23 protein-coding genes are annotated in these 20812 nt (G+C 63.2%); 5 read left to right on the top strand and 18 right to left on the bottom strand.

The features are described from left to right. The 5 genes from LB523_RS27275 to eno all read right to left on the bottom strand — a co-directional run. A partial coding sequence (locus LB523_RS27275) for a biotin/lipoyl-containing protein (protein ID WP_224608846.1) occupies positions 1 to 863 on the bottom strand: 863 nt, incomplete at its 3' end. Between the two features lie 18 nt (positions 864 to 881). Further along, positions 882 to 2276: a pyruvate dehydrogenase complex E1 component subunit beta gene (locus LB523_RS27270; protein ID WP_224608843.1), complete on the bottom strand. Its 1395-nt coding sequence runs from the start codon at positions 2274 to 2276 to the stop codon at positions 882 to 884. Between the two features lie 15 nt (positions 2277 to 2291). Then, the gene (pdhA, locus tag LB523_RS27265; protein WP_224608840.1) at positions 2292 to 3329 is read right to left on the bottom strand and encodes a pyruvate dehydrogenase (acetyl-transferring) E1 component subunit alpha; all 1038 of its coding nucleotides are present in this window, start codon (positions 3327 to 3329) and stop codon (positions 2292 to 2294) included. Between the two features lie 173 nt (positions 3330 to 3502). Continuing rightward, on the bottom strand, positions 3503 to 3826 hold the full coding sequence (locus LB523_RS27260) for an FtsB family cell division protein (protein WP_095765470.1): 324 nt from the start codon (positions 3824 to 3826) through the stop codon (positions 3503 to 3505). Between the two features lie 156 nt (positions 3827 to 3982). Further along, positions 3983 to 5257 (bottom strand): phosphopyruvate hydratase, encoded by a 1275-nt coding sequence (eno, locus tag LB523_RS27255; RefSeq protein ID WP_140542896.1) that lies wholly within the window; start codon positions 5255 to 5257, stop codon positions 3983 to 3985. A gap of 201 nt (positions 5258 to 5458) precedes the next feature. Between eno and LB523_RS29325 the strand changes: the two genes are divergently transcribed. Then, positions 5459 to 5581: a hypothetical protein gene (locus LB523_RS29325; RefSeq protein WP_263490149.1), complete on the top strand. Its 123-nt coding sequence runs from the start codon at positions 5459 to 5461 to the stop codon at positions 5579 to 5581. A gap of 65 nt (positions 5582 to 5646) precedes the next feature. On the opposite strand, the gene LB523_RS27250 is transcribed toward LB523_RS29325, so the two are convergent. The 6 genes from LB523_RS27250 to LB523_RS27230 form a co-directional block, all read right to left on the bottom strand. Beyond that, positions 5647 to 6012: a PRC-barrel domain-containing protein gene (locus LB523_RS27250; protein WP_095765629.1), complete on the bottom strand. Its 366-nt coding sequence runs from the start codon at positions 6010 to 6012 to the stop codon at positions 5647 to 5649. 136 nt (positions 6013 to 6148) lie between these two features. Next, positions 6149 to 6994, bottom strand: coding sequence for a 3-deoxy-8-phosphooctulonate synthase (gene kdsA, locus LB523_RS27245; RefSeq protein ID WP_224608837.1), 846 nt, complete (start codon positions 6992 to 6994; stop codon positions 6149 to 6151). Further along, entirely contained in the window at positions 6991 to 7863 is an 873-nt protein-coding gene (locus LB523_RS27240; RefSeq protein ID WP_224530137.1) for a VOC family protein, read from the bottom strand. The genes kdsA and LB523_RS27240 overlap by 4 nt, the downstream gene beginning before the upstream one ends. A 70-nt stretch (positions 7864 to 7933) precedes the next feature. Then, positions 7934 to 8224: a Dabb family protein gene (locus LB523_RS27235; protein WP_095765474.1), complete on the bottom strand. Its 291-nt coding sequence runs from the start codon at positions 8222 to 8224 to the stop codon at positions 7934 to 7936. Positions 8225 to 8326: 102 nt separating this feature from the next. After that, positions 8327 to 8455, bottom strand: coding sequence for a hypothetical protein (locus tag LB523_RS29320; RefSeq protein WP_263481783.1), 129 nt, complete (start codon positions 8453 to 8455; stop codon positions 8327 to 8329). A 211-nt stretch (positions 8456 to 8666) separates the two neighbouring features. Then, complete coding sequence (locus tag LB523_RS27230) at positions 8667 to 9932, bottom strand: NAD(P)/FAD-dependent oxidoreductase (protein WP_224608834.1); 1266 nt, start codon at positions 9930 to 9932, stop codon at positions 8667 to 8669. A gap of 173 nt (positions 9933 to 10105) precedes the next feature. On the opposite strand from LB523_RS27230, the gene LB523_RS27225 reads away from it, so the two are divergent. Continuing rightward, entirely contained in the window at positions 10106 to 10765 is a 660-nt protein-coding gene (locus LB523_RS27225) for a 5-formyltetrahydrofolate cyclo-ligase (RefSeq protein ID WP_224608831.1), read from the top strand. Here the strand turns inward: LB523_RS27225 and LB523_RS27220 are convergent. Beyond that, a complete protein-coding gene (locus LB523_RS27220) occupies positions 10762 to 11235 on the bottom strand; it encodes an Lrp/AsnC family transcriptional regulator (RefSeq protein ID WP_040982960.1) in 474 nt (157 codons plus the stop codon). The genes LB523_RS27225 and LB523_RS27220 overlap by 4 nt on opposite strands. Positions 11236 to 11441: 206 nt before the next feature. On the opposite strand from LB523_RS27220, the gene ald reads away from it, so the two are divergent. Further along, positions 11442 to 12557, top strand: coding sequence for an alanine dehydrogenase (gene ald / locus LB523_RS27215; RefSeq protein WP_224547534.1), 1116 nt, complete (start codon positions 11442 to 11444; stop codon positions 12555 to 12557). A 432-nt stretch (positions 12558 to 12989) separates the two neighbouring features. On the opposite strand, the gene LB523_RS27210 is transcribed toward ald, so the two are convergent. From LB523_RS27210 to LB523_RS27190, 5 genes are all read right to left on the bottom strand, one after another. Further along, positions 12990 to 13457, bottom strand: a complete 468-nt coding sequence (locus LB523_RS27210; protein ID WP_140843424.1) for a DUF1203 domain-containing protein — start codon at positions 13455 to 13457, stop codon at positions 12990 to 12992. A 102-nt stretch (positions 13458 to 13559) separates the two neighbouring features. Beyond that, positions 13560 to 14123, bottom strand: a complete 564-nt coding sequence (locus LB523_RS27205) for a GNAT family N-acetyltransferase (RefSeq protein ID WP_224608828.1) — start codon at positions 14121 to 14123, stop codon at positions 13560 to 13562. Next, positions 14123 to 14974, bottom strand: a complete 852-nt coding sequence (gene sseA / locus LB523_RS27200) for a 3-mercaptopyruvate sulfurtransferase (protein ID WP_224608825.1) — start codon at positions 14972 to 14974, stop codon at positions 14123 to 14125. The genes LB523_RS27205 and sseA overlap by 1 nt, the downstream gene beginning before the upstream one ends. A 30-nt stretch (positions 14975 to 15004) precedes the next feature. Beyond that, the gene (locus LB523_RS27195) at positions 15005 to 15748 is read right to left on the bottom strand and encodes an alanyl-tRNA editing protein (protein WP_224608854.1); all 744 of its coding nucleotides are present in this window, start codon (positions 15746 to 15748) and stop codon (positions 15005 to 15007) included. Continuing rightward, positions 15748 to 16782, bottom strand: a complete 1035-nt coding sequence (locus tag LB523_RS27190; protein WP_224608822.1) for a cysteine synthase A — start codon at positions 16780 to 16782, stop codon at positions 15748 to 15750. The genes LB523_RS27195 and LB523_RS27190 overlap by 1 nt, the downstream gene beginning before the upstream one ends. A 191-nt stretch (positions 16783 to 16973) precedes the next feature. Between LB523_RS27190 and LB523_RS27185 the strand changes: the two genes are divergently transcribed. Together LB523_RS27185 and LB523_RS27180 are read left to right on the top strand one after the other, a co-directional pair. Beyond that, complete coding sequence (locus LB523_RS27185; RefSeq protein WP_140843434.1) at positions 16974 to 17822, top strand: SDR family NAD(P)-dependent oxidoreductase; 849 nt, start codon at positions 16974 to 16976, stop codon at positions 17820 to 17822. Positions 17823 to 17891: 69 nt separating this feature from the next. Next, on the top strand, positions 17892 to 18881 hold the full coding sequence (locus LB523_RS27180; RefSeq protein ID WP_224608819.1) for an alpha/beta hydrolase: 990 nt from the start codon (positions 17892 to 17894) through the stop codon (positions 18879 to 18881). A gap of 172 nt (positions 18882 to 19053) precedes the next feature. On the opposite strand, the gene LB523_RS27175 is transcribed toward LB523_RS27180, so the two are convergent. Then, complete coding sequence (locus LB523_RS27175) at positions 19054 to 20493, bottom strand: DEAD/DEAH box helicase (RefSeq protein WP_224608817.1); 1440 nt, start codon at positions 20491 to 20493, stop codon at positions 19054 to 19056. Between the last annotated feature and the right edge of the window lie 319 nt (positions 20494 to 20812).

Genomic DNA, 20812 nt, shown 5'->3' with positions numbered 1-20812 from the left:
TCGTTGACCGAGAGCTTGTAGGCTGGAACCTCGCCCTTCTCGGTCTTCTTCATCGGGGCTGCGGCATTGAGCTGCGTACGCAGCGCAAGCAGCGCGTCGAGCTCGCAGTCCAGCGTCAAATAGAAATGCGGGATGGTCGACTTCGCCTCGACGAGGCGGCGCGCGATGGTCTTGCGCATATTGTCATGCGGCACGAGCTCGTAGGAGCCCTCGGCGAACAGCTTCAGCACCTGGTCGTCCGACATCGGCTTGGGTGCTGCGGCCGGAGCAGACGGGGTGCCGGCGGGCGCCTTCGAAGCCGGAGCGCCGCCGGAAGCGATCGCCGCTTCGACATCGACCTTCACCACGCGGCCATGCGGGCCGGAACCGGTCAGCGCCGTCACGTCGACGCCGGCGTCCTTGGCGATGCGGCGGGCCAGCGGCGATGCAAAGACCCGATCGCCGGCGGCGTGGCCGTTGGCGACGGGAGCAGGCTCGGCCTTCGCCGGCGGGGGCGCCGCTGCGGCTGCTGCCGGCTTGGCAGCTTCCTTGGGCGGCTCGGCCTTCGGGGCATCCGCTTTCGGCGCTTCGGCCTTGGGCGCGGCGCCGCCGCCGCTCTTGGCAGCGGCCGCGGCATCCTCGCCTTCACCGGCCAGGATGGCGATCAGCGCGTTGACCTTGACGCCTTCGGTGCCGGCCGGAACCACCAGCTTGGCGACTGTGCCTTCATCGACGGCTTCGACCTCCATCGTCGCCTTGTCGGTCTCGATCTCGGCGATCACGTCACCCGGCGAAACCTTATCGCCTTCCTTGACCAACCATTTTGACAGATTGCCCTCTTCCATGGTCGGGGAGAGCGCCGGCATGGTGATGTTGATTGGCATGATGTCCTCCCGACCGGCTCAGCGATAGGTAACGGCTTTGACGGCCTCGACGACTTCGCCGACGTTGGGCAGCGCCAGCTTCTCGAGGTTCGCCGCGTAAGGCATGGGAACGTCCTTGCCGGCAATGGTGATCACCGGCGCATCGAGGAAATCGAAGGCGCGCTGCGAGACCTGGTTGGCGATGTGGTCGCCGACCGAGTTCTGCGGAAAACCTTCTTCCACAACCACGAGACGGTTGGTCTTCTTCACCGAGGCGATGATCGTGTCGAAGTCGAGCGGCCGGACGGTTCTGAGATCGATGATCTCGGCGTCGATGCCCATGCCGCGCAACTCGGCTTCCGCCTTGAGTGCATAGGTCATGCCGATGCCGAAGGAGACCAGGGTGACGTCCTTGCCCTGCTTGTGGACACGCGCCTTGCCGATCGGCAGCACGAAGTCGTCGAGCTTCGGCACGTCGAAGGAATGGCCGTAGAGGATCTCGTTCTCCAGAAAGATGACCGGGTTCGGATCGCGGATCGCGGCTTTGAGGAGGCCCTTGGCGTCGGCGGCCGTATAGGGCATCACCACCTTCAGGCCGGGAATATGGCTGTACCAGGCGGCATAGCACTGCGAATGCTGGGCGGCGACGCGGGCCGCCGCACCGTTGGGGCCGCGGAAGACGATCGGCGCGCCCATCTGGCCGCCGGACATATAGAGCGTCTTGGCGGCCGAGTTGATGATCTGGTCGATCGCCTGCATGGCGAAGTTGAAGGTCATGAACTCGACGATCGGCTTCAGCCCCGCCATTGCGGCGCCGACGCCGACGCCGGCAAAGCCATGCTCGGTGATCGGCGTGTCGACGACGCGCCTCGGCCCGAATTCCTGCAGCAGGCCCTGCGTGATCTTGTAGGCGCCTTGGTACTCGGCGACTTCCTCGCCCATGACGAAGACATCGCCGTCGCGGCGCATCTCCTCGGCCATGGCGTCACGCAGCGCTTCGCGCACCGTGGTGGAAACCATCTCGGTGCCGGCTGGAATATCCGGATCGGCGGCGATCTCCGCCTTCGGCGCGGCGGCGACAGCGGCGGACGCCTCGCTTTTGGCCGAAGCTTGCGCCGGGGCCGGCGCGGCTTTTTCAGCCTTGGCGGGCTCTTCTTCGCCGATGCCTTCGCCGGCCTTGTCGACGTCCTCGCCGTCGACGGCAAGCACGGCGATGACCGCGTTGACCTTGACGCCTTCGCTGCCGGCGGGAACCACGATCTTGGCCAGCGTGCCTTCGTCGACAGCTTCGACCTCCATCGTCGCCTTGTCGGTCTCGATCTCGGCGATGACGTCACCGGCGACGACCTTGTCGCCTTCGTTCTTCAGCCATTTGGAAAGATTGCCCTCTTCCATCGTCGGCGACAGCGCGGGCATGAGAATTTCGATCGGCATGTCCTTGCCCTCTCCTTAGAGTACGATGTCGGTCCAGAGCTCGGACGGATCCGGCTCGGCGTCGTTCTGGGCGAATTCGGCGGCGTCGGCGACGATGTCGCGGACTTCCTTGTCGATGGCCTTGAGCTCGTCCTCGCTTGCCCACTTCTTGTCGAGCAGCCGCACCCGGACCTGCTCGATCGGGTCATGCTCGGAGCGCATCTTCTGCACCTCCTCCTTGGAGCGGTATTTTGCCGGGTCGGACATCGAATGGCCTCGATAGCGGTAGGTCTGCATCTCGAGGATGAGCGGACCGTTGCCGGCACGGCACCATTCGGTGGCGAGATCGGCCGCCGACTTCACCGCGCGGACGTCCATGCCGTCGACCTGGATGCCGGCAATCTTGAAGGAAGCGCCGCGATGCGAGAAGTCGGTCTCGGCCGACGAGCGCGACACGGACGTGCCCATGGCGTAGCGGTTGTTCTCGATGATGTAGATCACCGGCAGCTTCCACAGTGAGGCCATGTTGAAGCTTTCATAGACCTGGCCCTGGTTGGCGGCGCCATCGCCGAAATAGGTCAGCGAGACATTCTTGTTGTCGCGGTAGCGGTTGGCGAAGGCGAGACCGGTGCCGAGCGACACCTGCGCGCCGACAATGCCGTGGCCGCCATAGAAATGCTTCTCCTTGGAGAACATGTGCATCGAGCCGCCCTTGCCCTTCGACAGGCCACCACGGCGGCCGGTGAGCTCGGCCATGACGCCGCGCGGCGACAGCTCCATCGCCAGCATGTGGCCATGGTCTCGATAGGCGGTGATCATCTGGTCGCCTTCGACCAGCGCCATCTTCATGCCGGTGACGACGGCCTCCTGGCCGATATAGAGGTGGCAGAAGCCGCCAATGAAGCCCATGCCGTAGAGCTGGCCCGCCTTCTCCTCGAAGCGGCGGATCAAAAGCATGTGCCGGTAGGCGGAAAGCTCTTCTTCCTTGGTGAAATCCGCCGGTTTGGGCGCTGACAGATTGGGCTGCTTGTCGGATCTGGATTTTGCGGGCGCTTTTTTGGCGGCGGTGGCCATGCGTCACTCCCTGTTGGCGTCTCTTCGCGGACATTCAGGGAGATCGATCGTCTCCCCACGATTGCGGAAAGCTAACATGCAAGGATGCATTGCGCCATGCTGAAAAACGCATGGCTGGCATGCATCTAAGCGGTTAGAATCATTGAAAATAAAGGCGATTAACCGAAATTCGGTTATTTCGTCGAGGTAGGCAGCATAATGGTGATTTCGTCCGGATGGGACAGATTGAGCGCCTTTCGGGCCTGCTCGTCAAGCATATCCTTCTCCAGCGTACCCTCATGCATCAGCTGGACACGACGCTCGAAGTCGATCCGGCGCGCCTTCACGGCGTCAAGCTGGGCCTGCAATTCAACCGCACGGGCCTGCAGCCGATATTTGGAATAGATGCCGAATTCGCCGTGATAGGCGTGGAAGCCGAAATAGGCTAGGAAGAGCACGCAAAGCGAGGGGATGATCAGCCTGCCGGTGTTTCTCTGCTTGTGCTGACGTGTCCACATGACCCGAACCCTCGCGGCCGCGAACGCAAGCGGCCATGAATCGTATTTCGCCCGATTGTGCTTAATGGACGGTTACGGACGACCCTTATCGAGGATCGCCGGAACGAAAAAGGGCGGGAATGACCCGCCCTTTCCAGACTGTTCGAACAGGCCGGATCAGCCCTTGACCACCGACTTGCCTGCGTAGCGCGCCTGCTTGCCGAGCTCTTCCTCGATGCGGATGAGCTGGTTGTATTTGGCCATGCGGTCCGAACGCGACAGGGAGCCGGTCTTGATCTGCCCGCAATTGGTGGCGACGGCGAGGTCGGCGATGGTCGAATCCTCGGTCTCGCCCGAGCGATGCGACATGACGGCGGTGTAGCCGGCCTTGTGCGCGGTCTCGACGGCGTCGAGCGTCTCGGTCAGCGAGCCGATCTGGTTGACCTTGACCAGGATCGAATTGGCGACGCCCATGCGGATACCGTCGCGCAGCCGCGCCGTGTTGGTGACGAAGAGATCGTCGCCGACGAGCTGGGTCTTCTTGCCGATCAGATCGGTCAGGATCTTCCAGCCTTCCCAATCGTCCTCGGCAAGGCCGTCCTCGATGGTGATGATCGGATAATCGGCAGCGAGCTTGGCAAGGTACTTGGCCTGCGCCTTCGGATCGCGGGTCTTCTTCTCGCCCTCATAGACGTAATTGCCGTCCTTGAAGAACTCGGTCGCCGCGCAATCGAGACCTAGGGCTACGTCCTCACCCGGCTTGAAGCCGGCCTTCTCGATCGATTCCATGATGAAATCGAGCGCCGAAGGCGCGCTCTTCAGGTTGGGAGCGAAGCCGCCCTCGTCGCCGACATTGGTGTTGTGGCCGGCATCCTTGAGCTTCTTGCGCAGCGTGTGGAAAATCTCCGAGCCCCAGCGCACGCCGTCGCGCAGCGTCGGCGCGCCGATCGGCAGGATCATGAATTCCTGGAAATCGATCGGGTTGTCGGCGTGCGCGCCGCCGTTGATGATGTTCATCATCGGCACCGGCAAGATGTGCGCCTTGGTGCCGCCGACATAGCGGTAGAGCGGCAGGCCCGCGGCTTCCGCCGCGGCCTTGGCGACCGCCAGCGATACGCCCAGGATGGCGTTGGCGCCAAGGCGGCTCTTGTTCGGCGTGCCGTCGAGCTCGATCATCGTCTGGTCGATATGGATCTGGTTCTCGGCTTCCATGCCGCCGATCGCCTCGAACAGCTCGCCGTTCACCGCTTCGACGGCGCGCTGCACGCCCTTGCCGAGATAGCGCGGCCCGCCGTCCCGGACTTCGACCGCCTCATGCGCGCCGGTCGATGCGCCCGACGGCACAGCGGCGCGGCCCATGGAGCCGTCCTCCAGCACCACGTCGACCTCGACGGTCGGATTGCCACGGCTGTCCAGGATTTCACGCCCGACAATGTCGATGATGGCGGTCATTTGCGATGTCCCCGATTGATCGATTGAAGCGTCGCGCCCCTCTTAGCCAAAGCAGAGCAAAAGGCAATCGGCGGGCCCCGCATTTATTGCCGCGGGCGTGATTCACGAAGCGCAATTTTCTGTCATCATAAGTCATGCGCGCTGTGTGACCATCTCATCTATGGTCGCGTTCGCGCGGGGCGAAACAGGAGGAGTTTCGCCATGTCCCAGTTGAGCGGTATCGTGAGTTTGTTCCTGATCGCGGCAGCGTTCCTGACGTCATGCGACGATCAGAAACCCCAGCAGAGCTCGGTGGAGCTATCGACCCTCAACGCGGCGGAGTAGCTAAACGTCAAAGGCCCCCGGCTTTGTGTCGGGGGCCTTTCGATTCCCAGCTTGCCGATCTGCGATCAATGCCAATAGGGCTTCACATGGTAATACTGAAATGAAGCATCGCGGGCGGCTTCGCCGTCGGCGCCGGTCAGCTCGTCGATCGAATAGGCGGGCGCCGCCTGAAGCTGTTCCTTGGTGAACGGCACGACGTAGCCGCCTCTGTCCTCGTCATAGTCGAGCGTCGCCCACGGAACGGCGTGGTATTTCTCGCCCATGCCGAGAAAGCCGCCGAAGCCGATCACGGCGAACATGATGCCATTCGACATCTTGTCGAGCATCACGTCCTCGATGCTGCCGATGCTCTTACCTTCGGTGTTATAGACCGACGTGCCGATGACGCGCGAGGCGGCAATGGCTTCGGTATGCCCGGACGGAGTGGTCATGATGGTGCTCCTCTCGTTGAATGCCTGCACCGACAATGAGAGGAGCGCGCTAAGGTTCCCGACGATTTGCTCAGCTGTCGGTGAGGCAGCCCCCGCTCACCACAAGCCGGCGCAGGATCGAGGTCCGCCGCCGCAATCAGTGGCCCTTGGCAAGCCGATCAAAGGCCATGAGCTTCTCCAGCAACGCCGGCATGTCCTTGAGAGGCAGCATGTTGGGGCCATCCGAAGACGTCGAATTGTCCGGGTCCTGATGGGTTTCGATGAAGACGCCGGCGACACCGACGGCGACGGCCGCGCGCGAGAGCGTCGCGACAAAGCGCCGTTCGCCGCCGGAGGAGCCGCCCTGCCCGCCCGGCTGCTGCACGGAATGGGTGGCATCGAAGATCACCGGGGCGCCGATCTCGGCCATGACCGGCAGCGCGCGCATGTCCGAGACCAGCGTGTTGTAGCCGAACGAGACGCCGCGCTCGGTGGTGAGCACATTCGGGTTGCCGGAGCCGGTGATCTTGGCGACGACGTTCTTCATGTCCCAGGGCGCGAGGAACTGCCCCTTCTTCACGTTGATGACCTTGCCGGTCCTGGCGGCGGCGACCAGCATGTCAGTCTGGCGCGACAGGAAGGCGGGGATCTGCAGGACATCGACATGGGGTGCTACGATCGCGCATTGCTCCTCGTTGTGGACGTCAGTCAGCACAGGAAGGCCAAACTCCTTGCGCAGATCGTCGAAGATCGGCATCGCCGCATCGAGCCCGGCGCCGCGAGTCGCCAACAGCGAGGTGCGGTTGGCCTTGTCGTAACTGGTCTTGTAGACGAGGCCGATTCCCAGCCGTTCCGTCAGTTCCTTCAGCGCGCCGGCCATGTCGAAAGCGTGCTGGCGCGATTCAAGCTGGCACGGGCCGGCGATCAGCGACAGCGGCGCATTGTTGGCGAAGACGACCTTGCCGACGGTTATCGATGAATTGGGCGCCAAGGGCTTGCTCATGGGATCTCCCGGAAGATGAAGGCGGCGCCCTGCCCGCGCGCCGGTGGAACGACGATGTCAGTGCCGCTCATGTTGTGATCGATGGCCCCGGCCGCAAGCGCGTGCGCCGCTGTAGCTTTGTCGCGGATCGAGAAAACAACCGCCTCAAACCGTAAATGCGATGAGGCTTCGGCCGCCAGGCCGAAGCGCTGCGCGTAGCTCTCGGGCGTGACCACGCTCAAGATTGTATTCGGCAACCGCACCATGTCGCCGTCTGCCTCCGACCCGGCGGCGATCGAGATCAATGCGATCTGTGCGGAAGGCACATCGCTCACGGCGATCACCTCGACGATGCCGGTCACGCCATTGGCATGGGCCTGCAACGCCGTGCGATCGATCTTCGGCGGGTTCACGCGCTCGCAGGCGAAGAGGAAGGCGTCCGTCGCTCCCTTGCCGACCGCGAAGGCCAGCTTGAAGGATGCCGTGTCGCTCTTTCCGTTCGCATCTGTGAACGCGCGCGAGAAACGCAGCGTATCGCCGGCCGACAGACCGGCTTCGACAAAACGCATATGGTCGGCATCGGCATTGCCGGTTCCAAGCACGACGGCGGAAAAACCTTCATCGCCCAGTCGTTCGCGATAAAGGCGGTCGCGCGCTACGAAGACATTGCCGGCCGCAATCGCCTGTTCCGTCGCCTGCGCATCTCCCACCGCCAACGGCTCGAGATAGGTGCCGTCGGCGAAAAAGACGCAGGCATTCTCAGTGCCGAACGGGTGGATGCCTGTGGGCGCGACGACAAAGCCGAGCGAGGTCAGACGCGACCGGACGGCATCGAGGCTCGGTGTCGGCAGCACGAGATGGTCAAGCGGATGGGCGGAGTTTCTGGTCATGCCGGCGCGGTGTGCCTCATTCCGGCCGGCTGTTCAAGAGCGGCGGCCCGACGGACCGTGCTCTGCCGCTTCAGGCAGCGGCCACGACATCGGCCGAATAGCGCAGTTCGCGCAGCGGCTTCACCTTGCTGGTTGTATCCGCATAGATCGGATGCGCCTTGTAAGCGGCAAGCGCCGCCTCGTCCTCGAACTCGGCATAGACGACGACATCGATCGCATTGGAGAACTGATCGACCTTGGTATTGAGCGTCACCTCGAAATGCTTCGAGTGCGGAATCTTGCCGAGCGCCAGCAGGCCCGAGCGCACAGTCTCGACATCTTCCTTGCGCCGCACGCTGAAGAAAACGATGTGCCGGATCAAGCCAGCCTCCCTGGTCTTCGCTTCAGCGGCGTTTTTGTGGGAGCAATTCCCAGGCGTCAACCGGCAACGATGTCGCGCCCGCGATGCGAAACCGGCGAGACCTTACCCGGTAACATAGCGCACGATGCGCGAGACTTCCCGCACGGTCACATCGAGGTAGTGGCCGCGATTGTAGAGTCCGTCCCAGAACAGGAAGAAGGTGATGGAGGCGATGACGATCACATAACGCATGGCTAAAACTATCCCATGCGGACGGCCTGAACCAGAGGGGGGAGCGACGGCAGTCGTTCCAGTTAACCGCTTTTTGCCTGGCGCTTTCGGCCAACGGCGCCTGCGCAAGAGGGCCTGGCCGCAGAGTGCGAAGCCACCCTCTTGAGGCGACGGAATGAAACCGCGATCGGCCATCAAGCATCTCCGCTGCCCGCAGGCGGCGGCCTGGGAATCAGCTTTTGTCGTCGTCGCCTTGCGTGATCAGGCGCGCGCTGCGCTGGCCCGTAAAGTATATCCATAGCCAGCTAAGCGAGACCGCCAGGCGGTTGCGGAAATCGATCAGGAAATAGATGTGCGCTATGCCCCAGAGCCACCAGGCGAGCCAGCCGGTGAGCTTGATCCAGCCGAAATCGATGGCCGCGGCGCGCTTGCCGATCGTCGCCAGATCGCCGTCATGACGGTATTGGAAAGGACGCGTCGCCATGTCGCCGGCGAGCCGCGCCTTGATCGTCGCGGCAACATGCTTGCCCTCCTGCTTGGCAGAGGGCGCCACACCCGGCACCGGCTTTCCATCTGGCCGCAGCACATGCGCGGTGTCGCCGATGACGAAAATGTCGGGACTGCCCGGCACCGTGAGGTCCGGTTCGACGATTACCCTGCCCGCCCGGTCGGCCGGCGCTCCCAGCCATTCGGCCGCCGGCGAAGCGGCAACGCCAGCCGCCCAGATGATCGTCCTTGCCGGCAAGCGCGTGTCGCCGAAGACGACACCCTCGGCATCGAGGTGCGTGACCGGACGCCCGAGCTCGATGGTGACGCCCAGCCGTTCCAGCGCCTTGCGGGCATAGTCGGAAAGCTGCGGCGCGAAATTGGCCAGGATTCGGTCGCCGGCTTCGATCAGCACGACGCGCGCCTGGCCTGGGTCGATGTTGCGAAACTCGCCGCGCAACGTGTCATGCGCGAGTTCGACAATGGTGCCGGCGAGCTCGACGCCGGTCGGCCCGCCGCCGACGATGGCCAGAGTCAGCAGTGCCTGGCGCTTGGCCGGATCGGTTTCGCGTTCGGCCTGCTCGAAAGCGAGCAGGATACGGCGCCGGATCGTCGTGGCATCCTCAAGCGTCTTCAGACCCGGCGCGAACGGCTCCCATTCGTCATGGCCGAAATAGGCGTGGCGCGCGCCGGTGGCGAGCACCAGCGTGTCATAGGGGATCGAGCTGCCATCCTCGAGCAGCACGCGCTTGCCGGCGCGGTCGACGCCGGTGACATTGCCAAGAAGCGTCGTCACGTCCTTGCGCCTGCGCAGAAGATGGCGGATCGGCCAGGCGACTTCCGAGGTCGCCAGCGACGTCGTCGCCACCTGGTAAAGCAGCGGTTGGAAGAGATGGTGGTTGCGCTTGTCGATCATGGTGATGCGCACCGGAGCTCCCGCCAGCGCGCGCGTGAGTTCGAGACCGCCGAAGCCGGCGCCGACGACAACGACTTTATGCTCGGTTTCGCTCATTTCATTCCACCTCGCCAAAGTGCAATCCTACCGATGATGTAAGTATTTTTGTGCACTGCAACAATATTGCGCATGGCAACGGTCATGCCCGGGAGTCGTCGTGCGGCGTCGTGAATGCACATGCGGTCGCACACGTGCGAGTATAGCGTGAAACAAAACGACAGGAGCCAAGCATGGCTGACAAACACGACGACGAAGGCCCGGCCCAATACGCCTCACCGCCCTGTTTCATGCACGAACTCGACCCGGAATACCGGGAGCCGCTCTCCGACTGGACGGATGTTCGGCGATGGCGCAAGGCCGAGCGTGAGCGACTCATCACCGGGCGCCTCGCCGTTTCAGCCGATGCGCGCGCCGCGATGTCGGCACGCATCGCGGAAGGCCTCGACGCGTTGATCGGCGACATAGCCGGCCGGATGGTCAGCCTCTACTGGCCGTTTCGCGGCGAGCCGGATCTGCGTGGCTGGATGGCCTCGATCAACGAGCGCGGTGGGCGCACCGCGCTGCCCGTCGTCATCGAGAAGGGACAGCCGCTGGTGTTTCGCGCCTACAAACAGGGCGACCGGCTGGAAAAGGGCGTGTGGAACATTCCGATCCCGGCCGAGGGCAACCCGGTGCTGCCCGACATCGTGATCTCGCCGATCGTCGGCATCGATCCGAGCAACTATCGGCTGGGTTATGGCGGCGGCTTTTACGATCGCACGCTTGCCGCAATGCCGTTCAGGCCGCTGGTGATCGGCGTCGGCTACGAATTGCAGCGCATCCCGACCATCTACCCGCAGCCGCACGATATCCCAATGACTACTGTGGTGACCGAAGCCGCAGCGGTTTAAGCCATCTCAGGCCGCAGCCCGACCGCCGTGCGATCGACGATCTCGCGCAGCGCGAAGGACGAGTTGATCTTGGTGACGTGCGGCATGGCTGACAGCCATTCCTTGTGGATGCGCTCATAGTCGACGAGATCCTTCGCCGCGATGCGCAGGATGTAGTCGTATTCGCCCGACATCAGATGGCAGGAGAGCACGTTCGGGCAGCGCTTGATTGCCGCCTCGAAATCCGACAGCGTTTTTTCGAATTGCCCCGACAGCGATATGTGCACGATCGCCGTCATCTGGTGGCCGAGCGCGGAATTGGACAGCCGCGCGTGATACCCGCGGATGGTTCCGGACTTCTCCAGATTGTCGAGCCTGCGTGAACAGGCTGATTGGGAAAGGCCGACCTTCTCCGCGAGCGCCGCATTGGGGATCCGGCCATCCTTCTGCAAAGTCTCCAGAATGGCGATATCAATCCTGTCGAGCCGCATTTTTCGTGGTTCCTGCGAATTTCAAGTCATTTTGCGCAACGATTATCGAAGAGCGACCATTACCGCAAGTGCATTCGCAAACACATACGGAACGATTCGTGGTTGACTGCGGTTACTGCGTGTCCACCCTCCGCAATTTCGACCCGGTGACATGCACGAGCGACAGTGAGAGCGCCCCCTGAAGGGCGCGGACAGGGAGAAGAAAAATGCGTGTCGGCTGCCCCAAGGAAATCAAGAACCATGAATATCGCGTCGGCCTGACGCCGGGCTCGGTCCGCGAATATGTCGCGCATGGCCATGAAGTGCTGGTCGAGACCGGTGCTGGCACCGGCATCGGCGCCGACGACAACGCCTATCGCGCCGCCGGCGCCACTATCGCCAAGACGGCCGCCGACGTGTTCGCCAAATCCGACATGATCGTCAAGGTCAAGGAACCGCAGCCAAACGAATGGGTCCAGCTGCGCGACGGCCAAATCCTCTACACCTATCTTCATCTGGCTCCGGATCCGGAGCAGACCAAGGGTCTTCTTGGCTCGGGCGTCACCGCGATCGCCTATGAGACCGTGACCGACGACCGCGGCGGCCTGCCGCTGCTCGCGCCGATGTCGGAAGTCGCCGGCCGCCTATCGATCCAGGCCGGCGCGACTGCGCTGCAGAAGGCCAATGGCGGCCGCGGCGTGCTGCTCGGCGGTGTGCCCGGCGTGCTGCCCGGCAAGGTCACGGTGCTCGGCGGCGGCGTCGTCGGCCTGCATGCGGCCAAGATGGCGGCCGGCCTCGGCGCCGACGTCACCATTATCGACCGTTCGATCCCGCGCCTGCGCCAGCTCGACGACATTTTTGGCGGTCGCGTCCACACACGCTACTCGACCGTCGAAGCGCTGGAGGAAGAATGCTTCTCGGCCGACGTCGTCATCGGCGCCGTGCTGATCCCGGGCGCCGCCGCGCCCAAGCTCGTCACCCGCGAAATGCTTTCCGGCATGAAGAAGGGCTCGGTGCTGGTCGACGTCGCGATCGACCAGGGCGGTTGCTTCGAGACCTCACATGCCACGACGCACGCCGATCCGACCTATGAGGTCGACGGCGTGATCCACTATTGCGTCGCAAACATGCCCGGTGCCGTGCCGGTCACTTCGGCGCACGCGCTCAACAACGCGACGCTGCACTATGGCCTACAGCTCGCCGACAAGGGCCTCAAGGCGCTGGTCGACGACCACCATTTGCGCAACGGCCTCAATGTTCATAAGGGCAAGATCACCAACCGCGCCGTCGCTGAGGCGCTCGGCTACGAAATGGTCGAACCGAAGGCGGTCCTTGCCGCCTGATAATTCGCAACGATTTCCTTCAGTCGCCCGCCGGGTCATTTCGGCGGGCTTTTTTCTGGCGCGGAAACTGCGCTTCCGTCGAAAAATCCGGTCAACAAAAAAGCGGAGCAAAAAGCCCCGCTTCCTCGACTGTCGCGATCTGCCGCCGGTCCATCCGCGGTCGACACATCGCAACCGCTGCGTTTTAGCGCAGTAGTACGACGAGAATACGACGGCCTTGCAAATGCGCTTCTTTTCGTTCTTCCGCCATTATGCGGTCTTGTGTGAAATGCTTCACATTCGCTCGACGAGAAAGCTGCCTAGAGACGGACCGTTACTGGCGGTCTGAGCTGCTTGCCGGGTCGGGCAAGTCCGACCCGGACGGCACTGGCCCGACAGCTTCTGTCAGACCCTCCAACGGCCCGCCCGACCATCGGCGGGCTTCTTTTTTGGTCATGCCCGCTCGATGCGGCATTGATAGCAATTGTTGCGGGCCGAGCGGACATGGATGTAGGCGATGTCGTCGCGCCCAAACAGCGTCCGCGCGCGGGCGGCAATCTCGCTGGTCGGCGTGACGGCGCCGCTGCCATAAACGATGCGATCGTCCCTGCCGTAACCCCTGACGATATAGTCGCTGCTTTCGAGCATCTCCGGCAGCGCGTCCCCTTCGGCTGCGCGCTCGCATTCCTCCGCATGCAGGAAGATTGGGCCGGTTTCGGCATAGGGCTGCAGTTCTGGAAACGGGCGGTAGGCAACGATCAGATAGCCGTCACCCTCGGCGACGTTCCTGAGGCAATGCCTGCATGGCACGCCGTCACCGTCGGAGATGCGGTGCTCCGGGGTGCGGCCGTAGGCATCGGGCCCTCCCCGCTGCAGAGCGCGCACGGCTTCGGTCGGCAAGGCTTTGAACTGGATGCTCATGGCGAAATCTCCGTGTCGATGTTCGGAAATTATGCCTTGGCGACAATGCCTCCCACCCGATTCCTGACTGGCGGAACCGTTCTCACCAGTCCTGGAATTGCTCTAGTCTCGCATGACGCTGGCCGACCGCTCGGCGAAGGTCAGCGGATGCACGACCTCCCTCTTCTGCGCCACGGGCGTGAAGCCCAGCTTCTGATAAAGCGGAAGAGCTGCCGGATGATCGAGCGTGCAGGTCTGCACAGTGACGCGCCTTGGCCCGTGCGCCCAGGCCGCCGAGATCGCGGCGCCAAGGAACCAGCGGCCGATGCCCTGGCCATGCGCATGCTCCATCATGCCGAAATAGGCGAGCTCCACTTCGTCCGGAAGATGCGGCTTAAGGTCGAAGAAGCCGGCGGGAGCGCCGTCGAGATAGAGCACGCGGATGTCGCGGTCCTCGCGGTGCAAGCCGGCGGCAAGCTCCTCGTCGCTCAGCCTCAGCACGTTGACCCAATGCCATTTGCGACCGACGCGATCCATCAGATAGCGGTAAAAATGAAGCGGGATATCTTTCGTCTTCAGCAGCGCGATCTGGCGATTGTAGGGGATCGGCGGCGAAACCGCCGGAGCCGCGTGCATCTCCAGGAATGTGACCGTGACTTCGATATCCTGCAGCGCGCCGTGTTCCATCATTCTTTCCCCGTCACCACTGGTGTGTCGCTGAGACCGCCCCACTCAGTCCAGGATCCATCGTAAAGCCGGTTGTCGGTATGGCCGAGCGTCTCGAGCGCCAGCGTGATCGCCGCCGCCGTGATGCCCGAGCCGCAGGACGTGACAACGGGCTTCGAGAGGTCGATGCCGGCATCCTCGATGACCTTGCGCAGGCGATCCTTCGGCAGTAATTCGCCATTCTCGGCAAGCGCCGTGACAGGAACGTTGTGCGCACCCGGCATATGGCCCGAACGGATGCCCGGACGCGGCTCCGGATCGGTCCCGGCAAAGCGGCCGGCCGAGCGCGCGTCGGCGATCTGGCTCTCTTGGCTGCCGACGATCCTGCGCATCTCGTCGAGGCCGACAACCCGGCCGGCATCGAAATCGGCATAAAAGACGCTCGGCGCGATCTTTGTCGGCTCGGCCGTCACGGGTCGCCCCTCGGCCTTCCAGCGATCGATGCCGCCGTTCAGGATGTAGACCTGGAAGACGCCCATGACACGGAACATCCACCAGGCGCGGGGCGCCGAGAACAGGCCGGGCCCGTCATAGACGACGATGGTGTCGTCAGCCGAAACGCCCATGGCGCCAACATATTGGGCGAAGTGCTGCGGCGATGCCAATGTGTGTGGCAGTTTCGAATCCGGATCGGACACCGCATCCTGGTCGAGGAAGCGCGCTCCGGGAATGTGGGCGGCATCGTATTCGGCGCGGGCGTCGCGCTTTTGCGCCGGCAGGTACCAGGAGGCGTCGATGATGGTGAGACCCGGCTCGCCAAGTCGCTTTTCCAGCCAATCGGCGTCGAAGATGAAGGGACTGTCCTGCGCCATTTTATTCTCCTGCCCCGCCCAGCTTTAACGTCAGTTCGCCGGCATCGGTCCGAATCGGATGCGGAAGCGCCGGTTCTCGCGGCCTTTCTTCTCGATTTTGCCGATATGAATCTCGCCAACCTCGCCGGTCGACCTCACATGCGTTCCGCCGCATGGCTGGCTGTCGATCGAGCCGTCCTCGCCGATGCAGACCAGGCGGATCTTGCCGGTGCCGACCGGTGGGCGGACGTTCTTCGATTTGACCAGGCCGGGATTGGCGGCGAGTTCCTCGTCGGTGATCAGCCGGGTAAAGATCGGATGATCGGCGCGCACCAGCTCCATCAGCCTCGCCGTCACATCCTCCTTGGTGAAGCCGGCGTCGGGAATGTCGAAGTCGACGCGGCTGTCGTCCTCTGCGACCGCTGCCCCGGTGATTGGGAAAGGGCAAACGACAGTCAGCAGGTGACAGGCGGAGTGCATGCGCATCAGGAGATGCCGCCGCTCCCAGTCGATCAGGAGTTTCAGCTTTTCGCCGACCGCTGGCAGCGCCTGCTCCGGCGCCGGCACATGGACGATCTCGTCCTTAGTCTCGCCGGTGATGGTGGCGGCGATCGCGATGCGGCCGCCATCGGCGCGTTCAAATATCCCGGTGTCGCCCGGCTGCCCACCGGACGTTGCATAAAAGACTGTCCGATCGAGAAGGATGCCGCCACGATCGTTGATCGCGACGACCTCGGCCTCCGCCGTCTTCTGATAGGCGTCGTCGCGAAACTGCGCCTCGGTTTTGTATGCCATCATGCCACCTTTTCGAACGGCACTGAAATATCGGCTTTTTCTTCCATCCAGCCCGGCACCGGAAGATTCTTGCCGCGCAGGAACTCCGGATTGAAGAGCTTGGCCTGGTAGCGCGTGCCGTAGTCGGCCAGGATCGTCACGATGGTGTGGCCGGGTCCGAGCTCGCGCGCCAGCCGGACGGCACCGGCGATGTTGATGCCGGTCGAGCCGCCGACGCAGAGCCCCTCTTCCTGGATCAGGTCGAAGATAATCGGCAAAGCTTCCTCGTCCGGGATCTGGTAGGAGAAATCCGGCGTGAAGTCTTCCAGATTGGCGGTGATGCGGCCCTGGCCGATACCTTCGGTGATCGAGCTGCCATCGGATTTCAGCTCGCCGCTGGTGTAGAAACTGTAGAGGGCGGCACCCAGCGGGTCGGCGAGCGCGATCTTGACGTCCTTGCTCTTGGCCTTGAGCCCGAGCGCGACACCCGCAAGCGTGCCGCCGGAGCCGACGGCCGAGACGAAGCCATCGATCTTGCCGCCGGTCTGGGCCCATATCTCCTGGGCAGTCGTACGGACATGGCCGTCGCGGTTGGCGACATTGTCGAACTGGTTGGCCCAGATCGCGCCGTTCGGCTCCGAGCGCGCCAGTTGCTCGGCAAGGCGGCCGGACAGTTTTATGTAATTGTTGGCGTTTTTGTAGGGCACCGCCGGCACTTCGATCAGCTCCGCGCCCAGGATCTTGATCGTGTCCTTCTTTTCCTGGCTCTGCGTGTCGGGGATGACGATGACGGTTCGGTAGCCAAGCGCCTTGGCGACCAACGTCAACCCGATGCCGGTGTTGCCGGCAGTACCTTCGACGATCAGCCCCCCGGGCTTGAGCAGGCCGCGCTGCTCGGCATCGCGGATGATGAACAGGCCGGCCCGATCCTTCACCGACTGCCCCGGATTCATGAACTCGGCCTTGCCGAGGATCTCACAGCCGGTCGCTTCCGAAACCTTGTTGAGCCGGATCAGGGGCGTGTTGCCGATCGCTTCGATCACAGAACGGGGCATGCGGGATTCCTTTATGTGTGCGGCGAGACCCTAAAAACCGGACGCCCCGGTTTCAAGGTAAGATTTTGTCTGGTCCAGTCGCATTCTGGACGCTGCAATGCTTGCGATCATTTCAACGCCAAGCGCAAAAGCGCTCTTTTCATTCGATTTCTTCGCCGCTACAGCAAGCCCGAACATTCGCAGGACATCGCATGACACTCTACCGGGCCAATCCGAAGGATGGTGTCGCCTGGATCACGGGCGGCAGCAGCGGACTTGGCCGCGCTTTGGCCAAGGATCTTGCCAATCAAGGCTATGCCGTCGCGGTGACCTCTCTGCCCGAAGATCCGGCCGACACGCTGGTCGTCGAAACGGCGCAAATGTCCGGACATGTGAAATCCTTTCCCTGCGACGTCACCGACGAGCAGGGCATGGCGCGTACGGCCGCCGCAATCGAGGAGCAGATGGGCCCCATCGTGCTTGCCGTCTTCAACGCCGGCAACTACATCGCCACCCCCGGCGAGAATCTGGTTGTGCGCGATTTCCACCGCTCCTTCGCCGTGAACTATTTCGGCATCGTCAACGGCGTGGTGCCTGTCGTCGAGCATATGCGCGTGCGCGGACGCGGCCATATCGTTCTGGTGGGATCGGTCACCGCTTATTCGGGCTGGCCGACCACGGCGGCCTATGGCGGCACCAAGGCCGCGATCAACATCCTGGCGGAGTCGCTGAAATACGATTTCGACAAGATGAATATCCGCATCCAGGTCATCAACCCGGGCTTCGTCGACACGCCGCTGACGGAAAAGAACAGGCTGCCGATGCCGGGCCTCATGCCTGTGCATCGCGCGTCGCGCCGCATGGCTCGCGGCATCCGGAAGGGCGGCTTCGAAGTCACCTTCCCGTACCACATAAGCTTGCCGTTGAAGGTGCTCGGCCTGTTGCCGCGGCCGATCGGCCGCTTCGTCATCGGGCTCACCACCCACTGGTGGGGACGGCCATTGCATTTCGATCGCAGGCTGCCTGGCGACAAGAACCCATCCCGCGACAAGGCGGCATAAACCGGCGAAACGGCGATTGCCTGCCGGCGGGTACGGCCATAGGTTGAGAATCATTGCTTGGAGACTGTAATGGGGCGGCGGATCGTGCTGACGGTGCTTGGCCTTGCAGTCGTCCTGATAGCCGTTTTCTTCCTCGGTCCACGCGTGCCGGTCGACACCACAATCCGGTTCAATCCGTCGGCGATCGGCGACGATCCGCAGGCCTATCTGGCGCGCGAAGAGGCTGCCGTACCCAACATCCGCGACGGCCTCGACAAGGAGATCATCTGGGCGAACCCGATGGTCCATGCCAAGACGCCCTTGGCCATCGTCTATATCCATGGCTTTTCCGCCTCGAAGGGCGAGGTCCGCCCCTTGCCGGACGACATTGCGAATGAATTGGAGGCCAACCTCTTCTACACGCGCCTGACCGGCCACGGCCAGGACGGCGGGGCCATGGCGCAAGGCAGCGTCAATGCCTGGATCAACGACTATGAGGAAGCTTTGGCCATCGGCCGTGCCATCGGTGACAAGGTGATCGTCATCGGGACCTCGACCGGCGGCTCGCTCGCAGCATGGGCTGCAACCCGGCCGGATGCATCGGACGGTGTCGCTGCTATCGCATTCATATCGCCGAATTTCGGCGTCAAGGCCTCCGGCGCCGAGGTTCTCACACTGCCCTGGGGCCGGCAGATCGCCGAGCTTGTCGGTGGCAAGCAGCGCAGTTTCCCTGCCCGCAACGCGCTGCACGAGAAATTCTGGACCACCAAATATCCCATGAGGTCGGTGCTGCCGATGGCGGCGCTCACCAATCTCGCCTATGAGGCGCCGGTCGAGAAGGCGAAAATCCCTGCCCTGTTCATCTTCTCGGATTCCGACAAGGTGGTGCGGCCCGACCGGACGCGCGAGATAGCTGGGCGCTGGGGTGCGCCGCATGAGCTGGTGCCGGTCGACGACACCGGCGATCCGGACAATCACGTCATCGCCGGCGATGTGCTGTCGCCGCAGACCACAGCCTTCCTCACCCAGCGTATCGTGGTGTGGGTGAAGGCGCTGATGCAACAGCAGTCGGGTCAGTGAAATGGAAAACGGCCGAAGCATCGCTCCGGCCGTTCCTGTTCGCGTGGTTCTGCTAGAGCATGATGCCGAAAAGTGTGGAGCGGTTTTCGGACGACATCATGCTCTATGTCTTTGATTTAGAGCCGGATTCAGATTTCAGCTCGACTCGACCTGAAATCATCCGGCTCTAGGCTCAGGCGGCCCGGTTCGCCGGACGCTTGCCGCCAAAGCGGCGCTTGTTGTTACCCTTGAAACGCTTGAAGCCGTCGGGCTTGCTCGAGCCATTCGGCTTGGCCGCTGCCGGGCGTTCGCCCTGCGGCTTCGGAGCGCGCTCGCCGTGAGGCTTGCCGCCGAAACGCTTGTTGTCGCCACCGTTGCCCGGGCGGCGGCCATCGCGACGGGCGCCGTGATGCTCGCGGTCATTGGCCGGTTCGAAATGACGCTCGGTCTTTTCCCTGGGGTCGCGCTGCGGATCCGGGCTGCCGAGATGGTCGGCGACGACCGGCAGCTTCATGCGGATGATGCGCTCGACCTGCCGCAGCTTGGCGTTTTCCGAAGGATCGCACAGCGTGATCGCAATACCGTCCCTGCCGTTGCGGCCGGTGCGGCCGATACGATGGACATAGCTCTCCGCCTCGTCGGGCAAGTCGAAATTCACGACATGGCTGATGCCGGGCACGTCGATGCCGCGCGCCGCGATATCGGTCGCGACCAGGATGCGAACCGAGCCGTCGCGGAAATCGTTGAGCGCCTTCTGGCGCGCGTTCTGCGACTTGTTGCCGTGGATCACGGCCGCCTCGAAACCGTCACGGGCAAGGTCCTTGGTGACGCGGTCGGCACCATGCTTGGTGCGCGAGAACACGATCACCGAACGCATCGCCTCGTCGGCCAGCATCTTTGACAGCACCTGGCGCTTCTGCTTGGTGCGGGCGAGCACCAAGCTCTGCACGATCTCGACCGCGGCGGTGCTTTGCGGCGAGACTTCGATACGGACGGGGTTCTTCAGCAAGCCCTTGGCAAGCTCCGCGATTTCATCGGGCATGGTGGCCGAGAACAGTGCGGTCTGGCGGTCCGGCGCAGTCGCCTTGGCGATACGCTTGACGTCGTTGATGAAGCCCATGTCGAGCATGCGGTCGCCCTCGTCGAGCACTAGCCATTTGGTGTCGGCAAGGATGAGGTCGCCCTCGCGCACCAGGTCGGTCAGGCGGCCGGGCGTGGCGATCAGAATGTCGACGCCGGGCGCAACCTTCTTCACCTGGCTGAAACGCGAGACGCCGCCCAGCACCAGCGCGGTCGAGACATGCGCGCCTTTAGCGAGGATCTTGATGGTGTCCTCGATCTGCACGGCTAGCTCTCGCGTCGGCGCCAGGATGAGCGCCCGCGTCGTCTTCGGCCGGCGCTTGGTGCCAAGGCCGATGATCTTCGAGAGAATCGGCAGCGCAAAGGCCGCCGTCTTGCCCGAGCCGGTCTGGGCGATACCGAAAATATCGCGCCCCTCGAGCTGCGGCGGGATCGCCTGCATCTGGATCGGCTTCGGATCGGTGAAGCCGGCGGCATGGGTCGCCTTGAGCAGCGCGCCGGAAATCCCAAGTGCTGCGAAACCGTTCAGTTCCGCTGTGTTTTCGTTGGTCAAAATAATCTTCTTTCATGCGGCCTTGTGGCCGCAAACATCAATGGCGGCAGGGCGCAACCTGCCGTCGGATAAATTGTCATGGAACGACAAGGCGGCGGAACAATCGTCCGCGCGGCTGCGCTGTCGTGCCCGCAGGCATCATGCCTCGGGGCTTTTTCGCCAGCTTGCCGATCGACCAGGGCCGATTTGCCGGAAAGAGGGAAAACAGACGCAACCAGTCTCATTCGTCGAGAAGGCCGGATGATTCCCGGCCCAAGCGCCTATGCCGCTGCATATGGCTGAGTTTGTCCCGAAATGCAAGGGCGTCATGTTGCGGTGC

Origin of the sequence: Mesorhizobium sp. ESP-6-4 (assembly GCF_020164735.1) — a bacterium.
GTDB lineage: Bacteria > Pseudomonadota > Alphaproteobacteria > Rhizobiales > Rhizobiaceae > Mesorhizobium.
Note: the sequence above shows the minus strand (reverse complement) of the source record. Positions and strands in the feature narration are given on the sequence as shown.